13 protein-coding genes are annotated in these 21,669 nt (G+C 36.7%); 5 read left to right on the top strand and 8 right to left on the bottom strand.

The annotated features are described in order from the left end of the window. Positions 1–22: 22 nt before the first annotated feature. The 5 genes from BW142_RS07265 to BW142_RS07245 form a co-directional block, all read right to left on the bottom strand. A complete protein-coding gene (locus BW142_RS07265) occupies positions 23–916 on the bottom strand; it encodes a histone deacetylase (RefSeq protein WP_076924423.1) in 894 nt (297 codons plus the stop codon). Between the two features lie 13 nt (positions 917–929). Beyond that, the gene (locus BW142_RS07260) at positions 930–1,538 is read right to left on the bottom strand and encodes a primosomal replication protein (RefSeq protein WP_024599783.1); all 609 of its coding nucleotides are present in this window, start codon (positions 1,536–1,538) and stop codon (positions 930–932) included. Between the two features lies 1 nt (position 1,539). After that, the gene (locus tag BW142_RS07255) at positions 1,540–2,316 is read right to left on the bottom strand and encodes a TSUP family transporter (protein ID WP_024599782.1); all 777 of its coding nucleotides are present in this window, start codon (positions 2,314–2,316) and stop codon (positions 1,540–1,542) included. Then, positions 2,316–4,391 carry an ATP-dependent DNA helicase DinG gene (gene dinG / locus BW142_RS07250; RefSeq protein ID WP_076924422.1) on the bottom strand — a complete coding sequence of 692 codons (2,076 nt, stop codon included), beginning with the start codon at positions 4,389–4,391 and terminating at the stop codon, positions 2,316–2,318. The genes BW142_RS07255 and dinG overlap by 1 nt, the downstream gene beginning before the upstream one ends. 84 nt (positions 4,392–4,475) lie before the next feature. Beyond that, positions 4,476–6,209 (bottom strand): tetratricopeptide repeat-containing sulfotransferase family protein, encoded by a 1,734-nt coding sequence (locus BW142_RS07245; protein WP_024599780.1) that lies wholly within the window; start codon positions 6,207–6,209, stop codon positions 4,476–4,478. A gap of 108 nt (positions 6,210–6,317) precedes the next feature. Between BW142_RS07245 and BW142_RS07240 the strand changes: the two genes are divergently transcribed. The 3 genes from BW142_RS07240 (at position 6,318) to BW142_RS07230 (ending at position 13,509) form a co-directional block, all read left to right on the top strand. Beyond that, entirely contained in the window at positions 6,318–8,657 is a 2,340-nt protein-coding gene (locus tag BW142_RS07240; RefSeq protein ID WP_076924421.1) for a DNA polymerase II, read from the top strand. 275 nt (positions 8,658–8,932) lie between these two features. Beyond that, positions 8,933–11,797 carry a TonB-dependent receptor gene (locus BW142_RS07235; protein ID WP_076924420.1) on the top strand — a complete coding sequence of 955 codons (2,865 nt, stop codon included), beginning with the start codon at positions 8,933–8,935 and terminating at the stop codon, positions 11,795–11,797. A gap of 59 nt (positions 11,798–11,856) precedes the next feature. Next, positions 11,857–13,509: a sulfotransferase gene (locus tag BW142_RS07230; RefSeq protein WP_076924419.1), complete on the top strand. Its 1,653-nt coding sequence runs from the start codon at positions 11,857–11,859 to the stop codon at positions 13,507–13,509. A gap of 46 nt (positions 13,510–13,555) precedes the next feature. On the opposite strand, the gene BW142_RS07225 is transcribed toward BW142_RS07230, so the two are convergent. The 3 genes from BW142_RS07225 to BW142_RS07215 form a co-directional block, all read right to left on the bottom strand. Continuing rightward, positions 13,556–14,749, bottom strand: coding sequence for a DUF547 domain-containing protein (locus BW142_RS07225; RefSeq protein WP_143475917.1), 1,194 nt, complete (start codon positions 14,747–14,749; stop codon positions 13,556–13,558). Between the two features lie 5 nt (positions 14,750–14,754). After that, complete coding sequence (locus BW142_RS07220) at positions 14,755–16,551, bottom strand: putative 2OG-Fe(II) oxygenase (protein ID WP_076924417.1); 1,797 nt, start codon at positions 16,549–16,551, stop codon at positions 14,755–14,757. A 63-nt stretch (positions 16,552–16,614) separates the two neighbouring features. Beyond that, a complete protein-coding gene (locus BW142_RS07215) occupies positions 16,615–17,778 on the bottom strand; it encodes a DUF547 domain-containing protein (protein WP_170071914.1) in 1,164 nt (387 codons plus the stop codon). 314 nt (positions 17,779–18,092) lie between these two features. Here BW142_RS07215 and BW142_RS07210 point away from each other — a divergent pair, with 314 nt between their 5' ends. Together BW142_RS07210 and BW142_RS07205 are read left to right on the top strand one after the other, a co-directional pair. Next, a complete protein-coding gene (locus BW142_RS07210; RefSeq protein ID WP_076924415.1) occupies positions 18,093–20,720 on the top strand; it encodes a TonB-dependent receptor in 2,628 nt (875 codons plus the stop codon). Positions 20,721–21,245: 525 nt separating this feature from the next. Beyond that, the gene (locus BW142_RS07205; protein ID WP_076924414.1) at positions 21,246–21,548 is read left to right on the top strand and encodes an H-NS histone family protein; all 303 of its coding nucleotides are present in this window, start codon (positions 21,246–21,248) and stop codon (positions 21,546–21,548) included. Positions 21,549–21,669: the final 121 nt, after the last annotated feature.

Raw genomic sequence — 21,669 nt, 5'->3', positions numbered from 1 at the left:
ACTGAGTCTATACTAAGGCTTACTATAAATCGATAGCGGCTTTAAATAGTTGTTTATGAACATTAATTAGTGAACTCAAATTACGCTGATAACCGCCACCTAAAGCGCACATTAGTGGGATTTGATGTTGCTTACAGAAGTTGAGAACAAACAAGTCGCGCTCATATACGCCATTGAGCGATACATTAAACAAGCCTAACTCGTCTTTAGTATAAATATCAGCGCCTGCATTATACAAAATAATATCGGGGTTATGAATGCGCACGCAAAAATCGAGAGCTTGCCTTAATGTAGCAAGGTACTCAGCGTCGGTTGTTTTAGCGGGCAATGCAAAATCGTAAGTAGACTCTTGCTTATTACGAGGAAAATTTTGTTCACAATGAATTGAGCAGGTAATAATTTGATTATAGTTTTGAGTGATTTGTGCTGTGCCATCGCCTTGGTGTACGTCGCAATCAAAAATTAAAACAGTGTCGGCTTGCTCTGTATTTATTAAATGTGCTGCTGCAATAGCTAAATCATTAAAAATGCAAAAGCCACTGCCAAAATCGCTATAGGCATGATGATAACCACCGCTTAAATTGAAGGTTAGATCGTGACTAAAAGCCGCTTCAGCAGCTTGAATACTCCCGCCAATTGATAAAAGAGTACGCTCTACAAGTTGTTGCGAATGGGGGAATCCCATTTTTTTAATCGCTTTATCGCTTAACCCGCCAGCTAAAAAGTCATCTATATAACGTTGGCTATGACATAGCGCAAGTTGAGATGCGGTTACTTTTTTAGGATCTTTAAAGTGAATAGCCGAAACACCTAGATTTTCTATTTCGGTTTTAAGTAACTTATACTTTTGAATAGGGAATCGATGACGTTCTGGGAGTATAAGGTCTGAATACAATGGATGATAATAAAGCTGCATAGTAAAGTGCGCCTTAACGTAGCTGCTGTTTTTCTACTTGTTGTATTTTGTCCTCGGTGGCAGAAATTGCTTTTCTGCAGCGACCTAATCGAGCGTGTGTGCTTAATATTTCAAGGTTAAGTTTTTGTGCTTTAGCTGGCGAGGCTTTATCCATTTGCATCTTACGTTCTTCAATCATGAGTACTAAACGGCGTTCAAACTCATGGTTTTGTTTTAATTCATCGTAAAGCTCATGCGATGATTGCATTATTTTTTGTACAGCGTGCTTATAAACAGTTTGCTTAGGGCGAGGTTTATAATGGCTTTTGTTTTCTTTAATCCAAATAGGCGTTGATTTAATAACATTGAATACAGCTTGTACTTGAGCTCCTATACGTTCAAGCGCGTAGGTATAAGCATGGCGATGCTCACTTGGCGGTAATCGTGACACTTCGTCTTCTATTTCTATTACGTAATCGACTAGGTTCATGCTTTTTGTACTAAAAACGGCGCGGTCAAACAAGCTAGGTTGCGCTTGCATGTAACGATTTTTAGAAAAAAGTTTAGCTTTATCAAATTGCTCAGCTTGTTGTTTTAGCGTTGCAACTTGTTGGCGTAGTTTATCTAAAGCTGTAGGGTGCATATTAAAAGTAAGCCTCATAAATTAGCTTTAATGCTAAAAGTATAACCATAGTATTAAATACAGGGCGAATAAATTTGCTACCAAACCGTATTGCTGAATGCGCTCCAATCCATGCACCAAGCATAATAAAAAAGCCCATAGTAATGCCAAGTAAAAAGTTTACATGTCCGAGTGCTACAAAGGTAATGAGCGATATAAAGTTAGAAACAAAGTTCATTGAACGCGCTAAACCACAATTGAGTAGCAGGTTCATTTTATAAAGCATGCCATTAGAAGCAGTCCAAAAAGTACCCGTACCTGGGCCTGCTAAACCATCAAAAAAGCCTAATGCTAAACCCTGTAGCCATTGTTTTATTTTCATCGCTTTGTTTAGTTTAGGCAGTTCATCGCCTTCTGTGGTACTTAAATTACCAAATAAGCTATAGGCGGCAACTAAAATAATAATAATGGGTAGTAATTTGTTTAAAAAATCGATACTTAAATGATCAACAATAACAGTACCTATCAATGCACCTATTGCAGTAGCTATGATGGAGGCTGCCCAAAATTTCGGGCTAAATAAATTCTTTTTATAGTACGTATAACTAGCTGTTAAGGAGCCAAAACTAGCCGCGAGTTTATTGGTGCCTAATGTTAAATGTGGAGGTAAGCCTGCAGTTAATAAAGCGGGCACAGTTAACATGCCACCGCCACCGGCGATAGCGTCTATAAAACCTGCGGCAAGTGCAACAGCACATAAAACAGCCCAGGTTGTTGGATCGAGTGCGAGTTCAAACATTAATAATCTATTTGTCTTTTAAAAGGTGGTAGGGTGTCGAGCATGGCTTTACCGTACCGCTTAGTAACTAAGCGTCTATCGAGAATAGTAATACAGCCTTCATCACTCTCTTTTCGCAGCAGTCTACCACAGCTTTGCACCAATTTCTTTGCGGCGTCTGGTACGGTAATCGTTAAAAACGGGTTGCCACCTTTGCTTTGTACAAACTCTGCTTGCGCTTCTTCTATTGGCGAAGTAGGTACAGCAAACGGAATTTTAGTAATTATTAAGTTCTCTAAATATTTTCCAGGCAAATCAAGACCTTCCGAAAGGCTTTGTGTTCCAAATAAAATGCTGCCTTTGCCTTCGTCTACATTTTTAGTGTGTAATTTAAGCAATGCTTCTCGCGACATTTCACCTTGTACTAATAAGTTAAAACCTTTTGTTCTAAGAAACTTTGTTACGTGGTCCATTTGCCAGTAAGAAGCGAATAGTACAAGGTTCGCTTTTTTATCATTTATGTACTCTGGTAATGTTTTAGCTAAGTGATCACTAAAGTCTTTATCGGTAGGTTCTACTTTTGATACTGGAATACGTAAAGTGGCTTGTTTGGGGTAATCAAATGGAGAAGGTACTTTAATAAATTTAACGCCTTCTTCTTTAGCAAGTCCTGTTTCGTAGGCAAAGTGATCAAATGAACCCAACGCGCTTAATGTGGCCGAACATAAAACAGCGCCCGCGCATTCTCGCCACAATTTATCTTTTAGGTAGTAACCTACTTCGATAGGGCAGTCGCTTAATAGGTGATCGTGATGGCTTTTGTATTCAAGGCGTTTTATCCACCGTGCATGAGGAGCACCTTCGCCTTTTTTTGCGTAACTAAACCATAGTTTGTTTAGTTGCTCTAACCTGTTTATGTATTGTCCGCTTTCGCCCAATATGGGGTCGGCAACGTAAGGTTTTATATCGCCATCGCTCACATCTTGGGTAAGGGTGTCGTGCATTTTGTTCAAACAGCGCAGCGCATCTTGCGTGGCTTCGCTTATGTCTTTCGCTTTACTGTGCAATGATTCTGGGATTTCACCGTGCTCAAAACGATAAGTATCATCTTTTGAGTATTCAAAGTCGGCATTATCAAGAATATCGCGCACTACTTTTAAATCTTTATTCGCGTCATTAATGCTGTCGCAAAGTTTAAAGTTTTGGCCAATAGCTCTTTGCCCCACTAAAATTTTAGCCATTTTTCCGCTAAATTTAGTGAGTTTATCAAGCCATTCTATGGTGCCTTTAATTGTTGCTGCAGCAGATGAAAAGTCGCGTGTGATGTGCGCTAAATGATGCGCTTCATCAATAACATAAATGGTGTTGTCGGGTTCTGGTAAAATTTTACCACCGCCTAAGTCTAAATCGGCAAGTAATAAAGAGTGATTAATTACCAGCACATCCATTTGCATAAGCTGGTTACGAGCAAGCTGAAACGGACACGTTTGGTGTGCTTTCATTTGGCGTTGGCAAGAGTGTTTATCGCAGGCTATTAAGTTCCACACTCTATCGGGTACAGTATCGGCCCAGCTGTCTCTATCGCCTTGCCATTTTTTATTAACATAGGCGTTATATAGATCATTCAAACACTTGGTTTCCATTGTGCTCAGTGGTGAAGTAAGCGTTGGCATAAAGTCCATTTGTGTTTGGCTATCGCCGTTTACAGCATTATGTAATTTGTGGGCACAAATATAACGATGGCGACCTTTTACCAAATCAAATTTAAAGTCGAGGCCTGAATGCTTTTTAAAAAATGGCAGTTCTTTTGCTATTAATTGTTCTTGCAGTGCAACGGTTGCGGTAGAAATAACGAGCTTCTTTTTTTGCGCTAAGGCAAGCGGTAATGCGCCTAAACAATAGGCAAGAGACTTTCCTGTACCGGTGCCAGCTTCAATTACGCATATGCGCTGCTTTTTATGGTATTCGCCTGCAAGGGTTTTTGCTATTTCAGCTACAAGGTAGTTTTGGCTGCTGCGAGGGCGATAATCGTTTAGGTTACTAGCCACATGCTGGTGTACTTGCCTAATTGTTTTTTTTAGTGAGTCAGAAAGCATGGGATGATTTACCTAAAGTATGTATATAATTACAGTGCTATGGATTTTAGAGTTATAAGGGTGTAACTACAAGCAGCTTGTTTATTAATTTAGCCTATTAAGCAGTGGGGTAAGATGATTTGCATAGTTTTTCCAATCAGTCAGCGCTTCTTTGTAAATGGGTTTACGTACTTGTTCTGAACTGGGAGTTAAAACAGGGCGTTGATTATTATAAAACTCATAACACGCTTGCTCCACTACTAAATTGCAATGTTGAAATAAAGCATTAACCGTTTCGGTAAAGTTATTTACTAAGTTCTCATAATTAATCGTATATATTTCGTCTGGGTATACGGTATGCCAGTGCGTCATCAACTTGTAATATTCATTCATGTAGTGAGCTAAATCTTCTTGATCATAGCTATAACTATGACCTTGTGAAAATGAGTGCTTATAAAGGCTCCATGCTGTTGCTTTTTTGTCACGTTGTACATCGATTATTTTTGCATTAGGGAACAAAGTTTTGATAAGAGCAATATGCTGAAAGTTGACTGGTTGTTTATCAATAAAGTAAGGTTTGTTATTGCGCAACGGTTCAATGAATTTCAAATAGCGCTTGGCTAATCCTGCCAAGTGTTCTTGAGTCAAACTACTTAGTTTATAAGGTACGTTGCTTTTTATTTGAAGGTTTTCTAACTCTACTGCAATAGAGTTGATTTCTGATAATTCATAGCTGGCGTCAACATGGCTATGCGATGCTAGTATTTGTTCAATAAGTGTAGAGCCACTTCTTGGCAGGCTTACAATAAATATTAGCTGGACTTCACTCTCGCTTAAAGGAAGTACTTCATTGGCAGCTTTTTTAGTTATGTAGTTTTTACAGCGTTCATTAAAGTCGTTAGTAATGTAAGGAGTAAGTGACTTTTGTAAATCGTTACTTATTTTTAGCTGTAAAAAGGCATCTTCGTATCGATTTTGCTGTTCGTATGCCTTAGCTAAAGCAAAGTGAAGTTGTGCTTTATTTAATTTATTTGAGTCTATTGTTATCTGCTGTTCTAAATTAGCTACATTTAGCTGAGTGAAAGTATATGTTTTTAAGTTTGCTAAGTTCCAATAGGCTTCACCTATATGAGGAGCTAGTTTTATTGCTTTGCAATAAAATGCAATCGCACTTTGATTATTTCCAACTATCTTTTCTATGTTCCCAAGTCTTAAATTGCAATATGCGGGGTGATAATTTTTATTTAGCAAAGATTGGTAATTTAGAAATGCATTTTTGAAGTCCATCATTTTTACATAGGCAGCAGCGAGTAAACTTTGGGATTTTGGTAGTAAAGTAACTAATGTGGTCGACCTATTATAAAAGGAGATTAGTTCTAAATATTGCTTTGTATTAAATAATGCTTCAATGTGCGCATCATAAGCGGCTGATTTTGTATTGTTTATATTTATATTATGAGAAGTAATAGCCAAATACGTTTTTAAGTCGCTTGCTTGAAAAGCTATTTTACTTAATAACACTAAAACACGGTATTCATTCGTAACAAGATTGAGCAACTCATGGGCAATGGTTTCTGCTGGCTTTAATTCTTTGTTTAATAGATGCTGATTCGCTTTATCTAAACGCTGGTTAAACCAAGCAATCATCTCATATTGCTTTGTGGCTTGTTGGTATTGCTCTTGCTCTTTTAGTTGTCGATGTATTTGGGCTAATATTTGCCAAGCTTGATGGTGTTCTGGTGCACTTTGAATTAGAGGTAATATTAACTTTTTAGCTTGTTGAAGCTTGTTTTGTTGAAGTAGATTATTAGCGAGTTGGATGATTTCAGAAGGGCTCATTGAATGCTCATATTATTTTTTCTTAAGACTAACTTAGAAAGAAATAAAATATAACCTGCTTTACATATTTTATTTTTGTTGTTTTTTATTACGGGGCTTATTTCATTAATGCACTTAGACTCGGGGTTTATTCTCTCTACAGAAACAGTCGATTCAACTTTGGGCGTAAGTTTTGTTATTTGGCTTTTAACTGAAAAAGGGCCATTAAAGACAATTAGCATACCAGAGTCAGTTGTTTTTTTTATCAAGTTAACGGATAAAACGACGGCAGAAAAAGTGCTGCAGTGCGCAGGTGTTTCTGTTGACATTGTCCCAGTAGAATTAAAAAACTTCCAGCAAGGTAATGTGGCTGGTTGCTACTTTAAATCACTTAAGCACTACTACAATGCGTTAAAGGCTCTAAGCTTAGAAGCCATTGTGACATACGAAGATGACATACGACCTATAGATCGCTTTTTAATGGAGCGATTTATTAAAGGCTCTATATGGGTGAGAGGAGATATTACACATAAAGACGGATATAGGTTGTTAACCAATTGCCAATTTAAAAATAACCCCGATGTAAGTCCTAAGTTTAAAACAGTTTCTTTAGACATAGAATGTAACGGAGAAGGGGTATTATTCTCGATAGGTTTGGTCGGTCATGGCATAGATTGTGTTTTAATGATTGGTAGTCCGATTAAATATAATGATGCAATTGAAGTAATATGGTGCATTGATGAAATCGATCTTTTACATAAATTCCAGCATTTTATAGCCCAAACAGATCCAGATCTTATTATTGGTTGGAATGTTATTGAGTTTGATTTTTCTGTTCTTAACTCCAGAGCTGAAACTCTAGGTATAGAATTGCGTCTTGGGCGTAATAACGAAAAAATAAAATTACGAGTAGGTCATTATACTCGATTAACTATACCTGGAAGAGTTGTTATAGATGGGATAGACACGTTAAAAAATGCGACCTATCACTATGACAGCTTTAGCCTGTCAAATGTAGCAGCTAAGGAGCTTGGTGAGAAAAAATTCATCAGTTCAAGTGACCAGCTAGCAGAAATTGAACGCCAATTTAATGATGATAAGTTATCCCTTGCCAAATACAATAGACAAGATTGTGTACTTGTTCTACGTATTTTTAACAAATTAAATTTACTTGATTTTGCTGTTGTTAGGAGTCAATTGACGGGGCTTGAACTTCATAGAATGGGCGGTTCGGTAGCTTCATTTGTTAACCTTTATCTGCCCTTACTCCACCGAAGTGGTTATGTCGCACCCAATTTAGGAGAACATGGCTTAAGTTTTGATAGTCCAGGAGGTTATGTAATGTCTTCAAAACCTGGGCTTTATAAAAATGTAGTTGTACTCGACTTTAAAAGCCTATATCCATCAATTATGCGTACTTTTTGTATTGACCCTCTTGGTTTAATTGAAGGTTTGCTAAATCCAACAGATGCAATACCAGGATATAATAATGCACTTTTTTCAAGACATAAAAATCATTTACCAACTCTTATAAAAACTTTATCAGTAACAAGGCAAGAAGCAAAAGATAGCCAAAAACCTATGTTATCGCAGGCTATAAAAATTATTATGAACAGCTTATATGGAGTGCTTGGTTCTCGAGGATGTCGTTTTTACGATCCACGTCTTTCAAGTTCAATAACCTTACGTGGGCACGATATAATGCAAACTACAAAAAAGTGGATTGAGGAGTGCGGGCACAATGTAATTTATGGTGATACAGATTCAATATTTATTACTTTAGATGACAATTTAGACACACTTCAATGTTATGAAATTGGTAAACAATTAGCTATCAAGATCAATCAACAGTGGGTACAAGAAATAAATCAGACCCACAACTTAGAGAGCTTTTTGGAAATTGAATTTGAGACCTTATACAGCCCCTTTTTTATGCCTACAATTAGGGGGAAAACTATGGGCTCTAAAAAACGGTATGTAGGTAAGAAAATTAATAAAAATCACGACGAGCTTGTATTCAAAGGTGTTGAAGCAGTTCGAAGTGATTGGACTGAGTTCGCTCAGGAGTTTCAAGTTGAATTGTTTGAGGCTTTATTTAGTAGTGATTATAAAATAAGTCTGTTAGTGGAATTAGTTAATTCTTATTCTCGACGTTTACAAAACGGAGAATTTGACGATAAATTAATCTACAGAAAAAGATTAGGGCAAAATTTAACTGAATATCAAAAGAATATACCACCTCATGTCCAAGCTGTTAAAAAATATAAAGCCTCAAACCCAAACTTTGAGGTGAAACGAGGGCAAATTATAGAATATGTGTACACTTTTGATGGACCTGAACTCAGTAATACAAATAAAAAACTGAATTATTCTTTGTATATAAAAAAACAGTTAGACCCAATAGCCGAAATGATTTTTAGTGCAATGCAAGTGACTCTATCAGAGAACTCCCAAACCTCTCTCTTTTAAGTGATTATAAGCTAAAAGTTAACCCTCCTGAATTTAAACACCCTTCCGTAGTTTTATTTAATGCACTAATGGTGCTGTTAAACAACTACAATGTAAATGTTGTGATTTTAAATTGTAATAATTTTAACTGTGGATACATTGTTAATTAACATTAAGTTAATTATATGTTGACCATGTTGTGCTGCTGGTATTATCATGACGTATGATTACTATTTGTTAACAAGTAGTGATCGTAAAAAAATATAAAAAATATAAAAGTATTCTGGGAGAATCAAATGTTAAATAATAAAGTTTCTAAGGCTGTTCGCTTAGCGATAGCTTTTGGTACAGCTTCAACAGCTGCGTTTTCAGCAAGTTCTTTTGCTGCTGAAGAAGAAAAAGTTGATAAAGTTGAACGAATTGAAGTTACTGGTTCACGTATCAAACGTACAGATATGGAAACAGCTAGCCCAGTACAAGTAACAACTGCAGAAGAAATTGCTGTTGCAGGTTTTACTCGTGTTGAAGACATGATGAATAGTTTACCGCAACTAGAAGCGTCTAACACTTCTTTCCAATCAAATGGCGCTTCGGGCACTGCAACGCTTGATTTACGTGGTATGGGCCCTCAGCGTACTCTTGTTCTTGTAAATGGTCGTCGTATGCAAGCTGGTGGTATATACACACAATCAGCTGATATTAACCAAATTCCTGCTGCGCTAATTAAACGCGTAGATGTAATGACTGGTGGTGGTTCATCTACTTACGGTGCAGACGCTGTTGCTGGTGTTGTAAACTTTGTAATGAACGATCAGTTTGAAGGTTTTGAAGTTAATGTAGGTACAACTGCTTACCAACATAATAACGATAATGAATACATGCAAGGCCTAATGGATGATGCTGGCTTTGACTATGAAGAAGGTAATACTGGTCTTGATGGTGCGTCATTTGATTTTGCTGCGACTTTAGGTGGTGCATTCGATAGCGGTAAGGGCCATGCAGTAGCTTACTTTACTTACAACAGACAAAACGAATTACGCCAAGGTGCTCGTGATTACTCATCTTGTGCTCTAAATGCAGCTGGCACAGCTTGTGGCGGTTCAGGTAATGCTGTTAACCCTAACTTCTATATCTCAGCTCCTAATGCTGACGGTGTTGTAGATTTTGGCGAAGGCCAATACGAATACTGGACTCTAGGTCAAGATAGCAGCTTTATTCCTTCAGTTGGTAATACATATAACTATGCGCCAATTAACCACTTTATGCGTCCTGATGAACGTCATACATTAGGCATGTTTGCTAACTACGAAATCAATGATAGCTTCCGTCCGTTTATGGAAGCAATGTTTATGCGTAACCGCACTACAGCGCAAATTGCTGAGTCTGGTACGTTCTTTAATGATAATTACTCGATTGATTTTGATAGCCCATTACTAAATGATACACAACGTGCACAACTAACTGAGCGCTTTGGTTTGACTTCTGGCGATCAGTTTGCAACTTATATTGGTAAGCGTAACGTTGAAGGTGGTGCTCGTGCAGACAGCCTTGAACATAACTCTTTCCGTTTAGTATTAGGTAGTAAAGGCGAAATTAACGACCTTTGGTCTTACGAAGCATTTGCTCAATACGGTTCTACTTCATCTTCTTCAGCATATGAAAATGACTTCTTTGGTCCGCGTATAATCACCGCTTTATCAGCAAATGGTGAAGATTGTAGCGCGACTTCTGGTTGTATCCCATATGATGTTTTTCAGTTTGATGGTGTAACTGAAGAAGCTGCACAGTCACTTACTGGTACGGCAATTTTGAACGGTGTTACTGAGCAATTGATTGTAAGTGGTTTTGTTACTGGCGAATTCGATTTCTCACTTCCATCTTCAGAGTACCCAGTTGCTGCAGTATTTGGTGCAGAGTATCGTGAAGAAACATTCAGTAGAACAGCTGATGAAGTATACGCACAAGGTCTACTACTTGGCCAAGGTGGTACTACTAAGAGTTTAAATGGTGGTTATCAAGTACGTGAAGTGTTTGGTGAGCTTAGCCTACCAATCGTTGAAGATTTACCGTTAGTTGAAAGTTTACTTGTTGAATTAGGCTACCGTTGGTCAGACTATAGCACTTCAGGTGCTGAGCCGACTTATAAAGTGGCAATGAACTGGGATGTAACTAGCGATTGGAAAATTCGTTCAAGCTACAACCGTGCAGTTCGTGCAGCAAACAATGGTGAGTTATTTGCTCAACAAAGCACTGGTTTATGGGCAGGTACAGATCCATGTGCTGGTACACCAACTTTATCAGCAGCTGAGTGTGCAAATACAGGTGTTTCTGCAAGCCAGTACGGCAATGTAGGTAAGAGCCCTGCGGATCAATATAATGCTCTGTTTGGTGGTAACCCAGATTTATCTCCAGAAATCGCTGATACTATTACTTTAGGTGTTGTTGGTAACCCATTTGAAAACTTCAACTTCTCAATCGATTACTGGGATATTGAACTTGAAGACGCGATTGGTAATATTGACCCAGAAATTCTTGTTACACAATGTGGTAAAAGCGGCGCGGCTGTATTTTGTGATAACGTAGACCGTACACCTGGTAGTGGTAGCCTTTGGATAGGTTCTGGCCAAGTTGTTGCTACAAATACTAACTTAGGTAATATCCATTACGAAGGTATCGATTTAAGCGCAAACTACGATATGGAAATTGCTGAAGGTACATTAAAAACTAGTATCATTGGTACCTACATGTTAACTAAGGAATTTGATAATATTCCTGGTGTAAGTGAAGTATATGACTGTGTTGACTCATTAGATAACGGTTGTTTCCCTCAACCAGAATGGCGTCATGTTGTATCAGCTAGCTACGATACTGGCAGCTGGTGGAGAGCTACTGCTAAATGGCGTTTCTTCAGCGGTGTAAACGATTACACTGGTGCTGATACATTAGTACAAGACGACGGTATTAGCTCACAAAGCTATATTGACCTTAAAGGTACATTTACTATTAATGATTACACGTCTTTATTAGTAGGTGTTAACAACGTTATGGATAAAGAAGCACCTCTAGTTGGTGGTTCATTATCAACAAACGCAAATGCTATTGCTGGTTACTACGATTCGTTAGGTCGTTACTTCCATGCGAGCCTTTCATTAAAATTCTAATTTGAATTAATTAATGTATTATTAAGCGAGCTTAGGCTCGCTTTTTTTATGGGGAAAAAATGAAATCGGCAAAAGAAAGTTTACTGTTGGCAATACAGCAATTGAATAGTGGAAATATTGTGGCAGGAAAGGCCATTCTAGAAGATTTATGCGGCAACCCTGAGGTTAATGAGCAAGCTCTAGCCGTATTGTTTAAAGTCGCTATGAATGAAGGCGATTTACTAAAAAGTAAGGAAGTTTGTAAAAGGCTCATTTCATTAGCCCCCAAAAAATTCGATTATGTAAATACTCTTTGTCAGTTATATGCCGCCAGTAATGAATTCTCTTTAGCAATAGACTTGCTTAAAAAATACACTGAAATAGTACCAGATAGCGCAATGTCGTATTTTCAATTAGGTGAGATGGCAAAAAAAAATGGCGAAGGCAGTCTTGCAAATACATCTTTCTTAGCAGCTATCGAGCTTGGTTACCACGACATATATACCGTTTATGTGGAGTTAGCATCCGTCTACTCTGAGCTTTTAATTGATTATGAGACTGCGACTAATTATTTACAGCAGGCAATTACGATTGAACCAAATAAAATTAATGCCTATTTTAATCTTGCTAATATATATGAGCAGCTTGGTGATAAGCAAAACTGTTTAAAGAGCTTTAATCAGGTATTAAAGATAAATCCTTTAGATGGTCTGGCGCATGCGAGAATTGCTGATATACAAACATTTGATAAGAGTGAAGCGTTAAAGTACGAACTAAAAAGCCTACCTATTTTAAAAACTATAGAAGATGATGTGTTAAAAGCTGATATGTATTATGCGCTTGGGAAAGCTTTTGACGATAGCAAAGATTATGAAAAATCATGGTCTTATTATACTAAAGCTAATAGTTTTAACCGAAAATATATCCCGCAATACAACAGAGTTGATATTGAACATCAAGTAAGTAGCACACTAGCAAGAGAGCTTAGTAACGTAAAAAGTAAGACTGGCGATATTGTTCCAATTATTATTTGTGGCATGTTTAGGTCTGGCTCAACCTTAATAGAACAAATAGTTTGCGCTTCTGAAGTCATTAGCAATGGAGGAGAGATTGACTTCTTACATAAGCAGTTATTTAATTTAATTGATAAGCCTAAAGTGCTGTCAAGCAGGGTTAACTCACCATTATTTCAGCAAGGTTATGAGAAAGAATTAAAGTTAAGAGCAGGAAATAGTAGTCTGGTTACTGATAAACGGCCCGAGAATTACTTATACGTTGATGTAATTAAAGCTATGTACCCTGAAGCTAAGATTATCTGGACACAGCGCGATATTAGAGATAACAGTTTATCAGCTTACTTTCAACATTTAGGCCCAAGTTTGAATTATGCGACCGCACTGAATGATACAGTGCACTATCATAAAGCGCAGCAGCGTGTTAAAGCACATTGGCTAAAAAAGTATCCTAATGATATTTTTACAGTCAATTATGATGAACTTGTTTCAAAGCCCGAGGGGGTATTATTGCCTCTGTTCGAATTTTTAGGCGTAAAATATCAAGGTGAAAGCGGTTTATTTCATCAACAAAAAAATATTGTAAGTACTGCTAGTGTTTGGCAGGTGAGAAAGCCTCTTTATACATCTTCATCGGGAAGATATAAAAATTTCAGTAGATATATTAAAGAAAGCTTATCTATTTCTGATTTTGAAGAGTTTAATAATGTATTAGATTAATCACTGAGAGTATTCAGCACTCAATAGAGCGCTGAATACAATTTAATTATTTAGTGGGTAAGTCTTTTATTTTAACACTACTACTATTGATTTTTTTCTTGAGACGAAGCTTATTAATTTTGTCTAATACTGCAGGTGAAAAGCGAGATTGAGAGCTAACTTTAGAGGATAACATATCGCTTAGGAAGCTAAGGTTCATAGCCCCTGCACCAGGCACGTTACTATTGGCTGCTACGGCATTTAGTAAGGCCGCTTTGTTAGTGGCATTACCCTCACCAAATGAGCGCTCAGTGCCGTATATGTCGGTTACATTCCAGTCCTCAATAGCTAGAATTAATTCTTCCGAATCTTCTACTTGTGAGTTAATAGAAGAATCAGAATAGTTTAAAATATGCTTTAGTAGATCGTTCTCAAAGTCAGGAAATAAAATTTTTGCTTGATCATAAAAAATAGAAACGTTTAGACGATTTCTTTTAACTTGAACGCCTCGGTTGGAGTTTACAAACTCTTCAGCATTACCTGAAAGTTGTTTATATACCTTATCAGCTGTGTAAGCTTCGTTACGTAAATTCGGACTTCCGATTATCCCTTGATAGAAGCCATACATTACTATTTTCTTATTCCCAAATTTCTTAAAAACGATATCATGTTGAATATTATTAAGTGACAAGGTATGGCCTGAAACATTTATAAATTTATCGTTTAGTATTGAGTTTTCACCTTCGAGTAATTTTTTTGCATTTCGAACTGGGTAATGTTCAATTAACTTTTCAATAATGGCTGTATTATATAAGTTTAGCCAATAAGCTAATTGCTCATCTAAGGTTAATGCGTTTAAAGGGACTTCTTCAGGTACTTTTTCTAGGCTTTGGCGAATTACTTTAAAACCTAGCTTAATATCCGATTTTACAACTTCTTCGAAATAAAAGCGATTAGCCTCTAAAGCCGTATCTCTGTCTCTATTAGATCGTAACCTTGTGCCATTACCTACTATTGGTTTTAGAATAGTCCTATCAGATAAACCCATGTCAATAACGGTTAACTCTAGGAGTTGGTCTAGGTCTTCATAAGATATGCTTATATCCCTATTTAAGCCAAAATCTGAAAACTCTTCGGGTAAAGAGAATTCTTCAGCTTTCACTGGAATAAAAACAATAGCGATTATAAGTAGCAAGCATTTTATCATGATCAATCCTTTGTTTTTGTTTATTTTTATAGCACTAGTTTGAATTTTAATCAACTAGATTAACCAATTGGCATAATATCGCTAGGTATTGTTAAGCGAGGTCTATCGCTTTTAAGCTCATTTGTGCCATGCCAAATATAGCTAGGAAAAATGATAATTTGTCCACTTTCAGGGCATATCTCGCGATCTATTGATTCTCTTTTTCCTAGATCAAGACATGTTTCTCCTAACTTTAACCAGCCATTTTTAAGTGGATCATTTTTACTCATTTCATCAGGTATAGAAATATAGCTGGGTGCTGACAACCAACCGTGAGGATGAATATGATTGGCATGATATCCTCCATTTTCTAGTTTTACTGACCAGCTGCCTTTGGCAGTAAAGTTTAGGCTATTTCTTGCCGTTAATGGGTGCATACTATCTGCTGGTAAATCATTTAAGTAAGTAGATATACATGACTCCATTGACTGCTTAAATAATGAGAGTAACGTATTTGAGCGATAGAGTAAGTGTCCTTCAGTTTGACTTCCTCTTCGAACACTTTGATCAAGCGGGTCTTGTTCTTTAGTGTGTAAAGTAAGTAATAGTTCCTTGAGTTCCTTCCCAAAAGAGTCAAACGACTTGTAGCCTTTAGGCGTAGGTAGAGCCATTGTTTTAACAAACATATCGTAATTAGTTAACCAATGATATTTATCGTCTTTAGCTAAGCGCCAAGCTGTGGATAAATAAGCCCAGATTTCTTGATTAAAAGGGTTGTGTTTAACTGCAGTGTTTAAGTGCAATATTGCTTTTTTATATTCAAAATTTTCAATACAGTAGTTTGCCAAATCTACACTATATCTTGCTGATTGCGGAGCCTGTGATACAAGCTCATCTAATATAATGAATGCTTTATCACTTTGCCCATGCTTACCTAAAATGATGCCATGAGCATGTTTTATGTCTAAGTTATCAGGGAAGAGCCTAATTGCTTGTGAAGATACATCAAGGGCTTGATTGAAATCTTTAAAATGTAAAAGCTGAGCTAGTTGTGATTGAACTAGTTGTGGGTTTTTAGCATGATTTAAGAATGTACTATTGTAGGAGCTCATAAGGGCTGATTTGTTTGCACGATCCCAGTATAATTTATTTAAACATTCATGCGCAGGTATATAGTTAGGAGCCTGTTCAAGACATCGTTTTAAATACTGCTCACAGAGCTCAAATTTTAGTAAATCATAGTAAGTACAGCCAATCAAAAAGTTAACCTCGGGGCTATACTTGTTCTGCTTATCGCTTAGCATTAAAAATATATCTAAAGCATTGTCGAATTTACCCATATTGCGAAAATTACAAGCACGTTTATATTTAAATAAAAATTGATTTTTTAAATCGGCAGGTAAAGACAGGTAATAGCTTTCAACTAATTCTAAGTCACCCAAACGTTCTAGTAATTCAAGCTTTAACCAGTGATACCTCTCTTTTAAGGTTTCATCAGATAAGGTTTTAGAAAGTTCCTTTTTTGCTTGTAACAGCTGGTTGGTTTTGATCAAGCTTTCTATAAAATTCAGAGATACCTTTTCGCTTTGTGCCAAATACCTTGTGTTTTTTAAAAAGTTTAAACATAACGAATGTTTAGTAGTTCTGCATAGCAAGTTTGTATAGTTTTCAATTAGAGGGAGGGATGAAGGAAACTTATTTACTGCGTAAGAATATGTTTGTTCGGCATTTTCATTTTGGTTAAGTGCGCTATATGTAGCGGCAAGTAAAATATACCAATCAACAGTTTTAATATCACATTTGTTTAAAAAAAGAATAGCTTGGTTATATTGGCGTGAATTATAAGCAGTGAGCGCAGAGTTAAGAAAGTTAGACATAAAACACCCTATTTTTCGTACCATGTTAACAGGGTGTTTTTTAAAGTTAAATAATAAAATTTATTAAAGGTCTTTTATTTTTACAGAGCCACTATTATCAGTTTCTTTTAGCTTGAGAGCTCTAATTTTTTCGAGCATTTCTGGAGAAAAACGGCCAAAGTCCATCGTTTTCTCCGAAATAGAATTAGATAAAAAGCTTATGTTAACAGCACCTAATCCTGAACCTGCGCCATCAGCTCCTATTGGTTTTGATGAGTTATTTGCAACAGCATTGAGCATGGCGGCAGGATTTGTTGACGCTGCGCCACCAAACTTTCGCTCTGTGCCATAAATATCAGTGATTCTCCAATCTTCAATACCTATTTTAAAGCTTTTAGCATATTTTATATCAGAGCTCATTGGCGGGTTAGCATAGTCTTTTAGGTGTTCTCGTAAATCTTTCTCGAAGTTTTCGAATAATGGTTTAACTTGCTCATAGTACTTAGAGGCATAAAGGCGATTTTTTCGCTTGATACTAGTTCCTCTGTTTGAATTGACGAATTCCTCAGCGTTTTTAACTAACTGATGATAAACCTTGTTTCCTTTATATGCTTCGGCACGAATGTTAGGACTTCCTATATTTCCTTGATAAAACCCATACATAACTATTGGTTTTTTTATACCAAACTTTTTAAAAACAATATTTTGTTGTATATCGTTTAAAGAAAGTTTATGGCCAGCAACATTTAAAAACTCATCCTCTAAAATTGAATTGCTGCCAAAGAGTAAATCTTCTGTATCGCGAATAGGATAGTGTGTGATTAGTTTTTCTAACATAGCCGTATTGTAAAGGTTTAACCAATAAGCAAGTTGCTCATCAAGGCTGAGTTCGTTAAGTGAGATTTCATTTGGAAGACTTTCTAGGCTAACTCTAATCTTATAAAAACCATCTTTAATCTCTGATTTTGTTACTTCTTCAAAAAAGAAACGATTTGCCTCCAATGCTGTGTCGTTATTTTTATGCGATTTCATTCTTGTGCCGATAGAGGCCTGAGAATTTAGTTTGGAACGATCTGATGCTCCAGTATCAATAACAGTAAAACTTAGAAGAGTGTCTAGGTCATCGTAAGAGACAGTAATATCTCTGTTCAAACTAAAATCTGAAAATTCTTCCGGAAGTTCTTTTAAGTCAGCGAAAGCTGAACAAGAGACAAGAAGTATAAAAATAAATGCGGAGTAGGTTTTCATAGCAATTCCTTTGTTTGTTAGGAACACCATAATCTACAAATGTTAATTCACTTTCAAGGTTTGTTTACATTTAATTTCATTTTATTAGCATGCACCCAAAAGGGGAATATTGCACTTTGGTTAATGGTGAGGATATGGCAATGTGTTGATTTTTTGTTTCTTTAAGTTGTTGTAAATTAATGTATTTATTTCGTTGTCAGAGTGTTGACCTTTTGGTTAGGTTGGGACTACTATTCAAACCGAAATAGGTACTGTGATGAATTACAGACCGTTTTGAAAACAAAATAATTAAAAAATATTCTAGGGATAATCCAATGTTAAATAATAAAATCTCAAAGGCAGTTCGCTTAGCTATCGCTTTTAGTGCGGTATCAACCGCTGCTTTTTCTGCAAGCTCTATGGCAGCAGAAAAAGAAAAAGTTGAGCGTATAGAAGTAACTGGGTCTCGCATTAAACAAGTTGATATGGAAACATCATCACCAGTAACTGTTATTACCGCTGCAGATCTACAATTATCAGGTGAAGCATCAGTTGCTGATGTTTTAAATAATACTTCTGTAAATAGCTTTGGTTCATGGCGTGGTATGTCTGGCTACGGTAACGGCGCAGCAGCAACAAGTAATATTAACATGCGTGGCCTTGGGGCTGAGTACACATTAGTGCTACTTGACGGTCGCCGTATGCCTGGTACAAGTTCGTCTTCAGGCGCCGCCGCAGATACTTCTCGTATTCCAATGGCAATAGTAGAAAGAATTGAGATTCTTCGTGAAGGTGCTTCTGCTGTATATGGCTCAGATGCTGTTGCAGGTGTTATTAACATTATTACAAAAAAAGACTTTAACGGTTTAAGTTTTTCATATGATACTGAACTACCTAGTGCTGAAGGTGGTGATACAAATCGTTTTAACGTAAGTACAGGTTACTCTGGTGAGAAGGGTAATATTACACTAACTTATGAATATTATGATGCTGAATCAGTATACGATAGAGATATTTGGAAATTAAATGATGAGACTTATGCTGATTATTCGTCATTTAGCTCAGTTCCAAATGGTAATGGTGCTAGTGGTTGGGTTACAAGCCCTACTATGTGTGCAGAATCAAATAACACGGTTGATGGAGGCACTCGCTGTTTATATAACTATGGTGCAGTAACTAAATTATTTGGTGATACTACTCAGAACTCAATGCTTTCAAATTTCAATTATGAATTCACTGATAACTTAAAGTTCCGCGGACGCGCAAGTGCATCACTTTCTGAAACTGATTCTCGCTATGCAGGTACACCTGTATCTACAAATCAACCAACTATGTTGGCTGATAATCCTTTAAACCCTGTAGGCGAAGATTTAACTCTATACATGCGCTCAGCTAACATTGGTGAGCGAGATACTCGTACTGAAATTAATAGTATTGATTTCTTAGGTGGTTTAGTCGGTTTTGTAGATGTTGCAAATGGTATTGACTGGGAATTTAATGTACAACACAGCCGTTCTACAACTAACTCATTCAATACAAATCTTATAAATGATGATGTTGTTCAGAAATTAATTGATAGCGGCGAATATGATATCTTTAATACATCAGGAATGAGCTTTGCTAACTGGGATAGCAGCATGAAAGACTTGTATGGCCAAGCCGCTCACACAGGTGTGTATCAAGCTCGTTTTACAAGTACTCAATTTGATACAGTAGCATCTACATTATTGTTTGATAATGGTGATGTTTCGATTGCTGGCGTAGTCGGTGCTGAATTTGAGCAAGTAGAATTTGAACAAATGAGTGACCCTCAATCGGCTTCAGGTCGAGTGTCAGGTGGTTCAGGTGGTGATGATGTTAATGCAGAGCGTGACAGAACTTCTGTATATTCAGAGCTACAAGTAAACCTACCATACAATGTTGATATTAAAGCAGCTGTTCGATATGACAAATACGAGCAAGAAGGTGACGTTGGTTCACAATTTGTATCAGGAACATTCGATAATGTTGCCCCTCAAATTGGTGTTGCATGGCGTCCTTCTGATGCGCTATTAGTTCGAGCTAGCTGGGGTGAATCGTTCCGTGCACCTAACATGGGCGAAATGTTCTCTAGTCAGGCGCTAAGCTTCGAAAAAGCTTACGATACAATTTGGTGTGATACGCAAGGCAATGCAGGTTCTGATGCTATTTACTGTAACCCAAATGCTTCACAGCAACATAAAACTTGGTTTGGTGGTAATCCAGATCTTGAGCCAGAAGAAGGTGAATCATTTACAACAGGTTTTGTTTGGAATGTAACAGATGACTTATCTGTAGAGCTTTCTTACTATAATATCAAGCTAGAAAATAGAATCGCAGCAGTAAGTGTTGAGCGCCTATTAAAAGACGAGCAAGACAATGGCTCTAACCCTGCAGTAGTTCGCGATCCAAATACAGGTCGTATTGATGTAATGTACAGCTTTGACCAAAATATGGCGAGTTTAGAAACATCAGGTTTTGATTTTAAAACAGCTTACATGTTTGAGTCTAGCATTGGTAACTTTGCTCTTAAAGGTGAGTTAAGTTATGTAAGTGACTTTGAAGAAGTAACAGAAGAGGGTGCTGACGCATTCGATTACGCTGGTCTGCAAGAGTACCCAGAGCTTCGTGGTAATGTTACCTTTGATTGGACAAATGATGCATTTGGTGCAGCATGGACTACATACTACATAGGCGACCAAGACTCAGGCAATGAGGAGTATGGTGTAACATATTTAGCTGATATTCCAAGCTATATTAAACACAATATCCAAGTATCATATAACCATGAATGGAATGGTAAGTTTGTACTAGGTGTGAACAATGTGTTTGATAAAGAAGCGCCTCAGCTAAACGATGGCACTAGAGGTTATCGCGATGCTTCAACATCATTATATGATGTTTTAGGCCGAGCTGTATTTTTAAAAGTTGAACAAAACTTCTAAAAATCGTTTATAGATTATGTTTCGTCTTTAATACGCTGACGACTATAGTAAAAGGTCAGTTGCTTATGCTTCTGACCTTTTTACATTTGGTTTGCTATTTGAAATTTAAATTATGGTTTGTATGAACTTACTGGCTCACTTCATTTTTAAGCTTGTTACTTTGTGATTTCCGATTATATTCACCTGACACTAAGAATAAATAATGTGATTTTTTAATTGAGTCGAAGTAATGATATTTGCAAATTGCATATAAGTTCTTAGCTGCTTTATTGTACTGAAAGCTGACATTTATTATTCAACGGATTAGTAGTGTTTTTATCGACTATATATCTTATAAAATGAAGTTCCCTTATACATCGGCAATTTATATTAAATTACTCCTAATTTAATAACGTAAGACTAATAGCGTATATTTAATAGAGGGGTTATTTAGTTTATATCTTGTAATAGTCATTCCTGAAAAATACCCTTATACTAAAAAAGAATAATTAAATAATTCCAATCACACAATTTAGCGAGATATAAATGAAAGAAGTCCGATCTTTTATTAAAACAGCATCATTAACGGATCTTGAAAAAGCTCAACAGCTTATCAATGATGCAATTTCAAAATATACCCAGCAGCAAAAAGCGAAACAGGAAGTTTTGGATCTTTTAAAAGAAAAAGGACTTACGCTAGAAGATTTACAAGATGGAGCATCTGACAAACGTACCAAAGTTAAGCCTAAGTACCGTATGGAACACAATGGTGAGACTATTGAATGGACAGGCCGTGGCCGTCGTCCTAAAGCGTTTGAAGGTGTTGAGCTTGAGAAATTTTTAGCCTAAAGCTAAATATAAGAGAAGCTTCGGCTTCTCTTTTTTGTTTACCCCTCAATAAAATATAATTTAAGTTTAAAACTCCCAGCTATTATTTGCTAAAATCTCCTTACTCAAACCTATTTGTTTT

It is taken from the genome of Pseudoalteromonas sp. EB27, assembly GCF_001974875.1.
GTDB lineage: Bacteria > Pseudomonadota > Gammaproteobacteria > Enterobacterales > Alteromonadaceae > Pseudoalteromonas.
The sequence above is the reverse complement of the archived record's forward strand: the minus strand, read 5'-3'. Positions and strand labels throughout refer to the sequence as shown.

What these genes read in the sequence shown, in the direction of transcription:
- BW142_RS07265 (WP_076924423.1), bottom strand. Translation starts at nt 916, where the DNA reads ATGCAGCTTTATTATCATCCATTGTATTCAGACCTTATACTCCCAGAA.
- BW142_RS07260 (WP_024599783.1), bottom strand. Translation starts at nt 1,538, where the DNA reads ATGCACCCTACAGCTTTAGATAAACTACGCCAACAAGTTGCAACGCTA.
- dinG (WP_076924422.1), bottom strand. Translation starts at nt 4,391, where the DNA reads ATGCTTTCTGACTCACTAAAAAAAACAATTAGGCAAGTACACCAGCAT.
- BW142_RS07210 (WP_076924415.1), top strand. Translation starts at nt 18,093, where the DNA reads ATGTTAAATAATAAAATCTCAAAGGCAGTTCGCTTAGCTATCGCTTTT.
- BW142_RS07230 (WP_076924419.1), top strand. Translation starts at nt 11,857, where the DNA reads ATGAAATCGGCAAAAGAAAGTTTACTGTTGGCAATACAGCAATTGAAT.
- BW142_RS07205 (WP_076924414.1), top strand. Translation starts at nt 21,246, where the DNA reads ATGAAAGAAGTCCGATCTTTTATTAAAACAGCATCATTAACGGATCTT.
- BW142_RS07255 (WP_024599782.1), bottom strand. Translation starts at nt 2,316, where the DNA reads ATGTTTGAACTCGCACTCGATCCAACAACCTGGGCTGTTTTATGTGCT.
- BW142_RS07245 (WP_024599780.1), bottom strand. Translation starts at nt 6,209, where the DNA reads ATGAGCCCTTCTGAAATCATCCAACTCGCTAATAATCTACTTCAACAA.
- BW142_RS07240 (WP_076924421.1), top strand. Translation starts at nt 6,318, where the DNA reads ATGCACTTAGACTCGGGGTTTATTCTCTCTACAGAAACAGTCGATTCA.
- BW142_RS07220 (WP_076924417.1), bottom strand. Translation starts at nt 16,551, where the DNA reads ATGTCTAACTTTCTTAACTCTGCGCTCACTGCTTATAATTCACGCCAA.
- BW142_RS07215 (WP_170071914.1), bottom strand. Translation starts at nt 17,778, where the DNA reads ATGAAAACCTACTCCGCATTTATTTTTATACTTCTTGTCTCTTGTTCA.
- BW142_RS07235 (WP_076924420.1), top strand. Translation starts at nt 8,933, where the DNA reads ATGTTAAATAATAAAGTTTCTAAGGCTGTTCGCTTAGCGATAGCTTTT.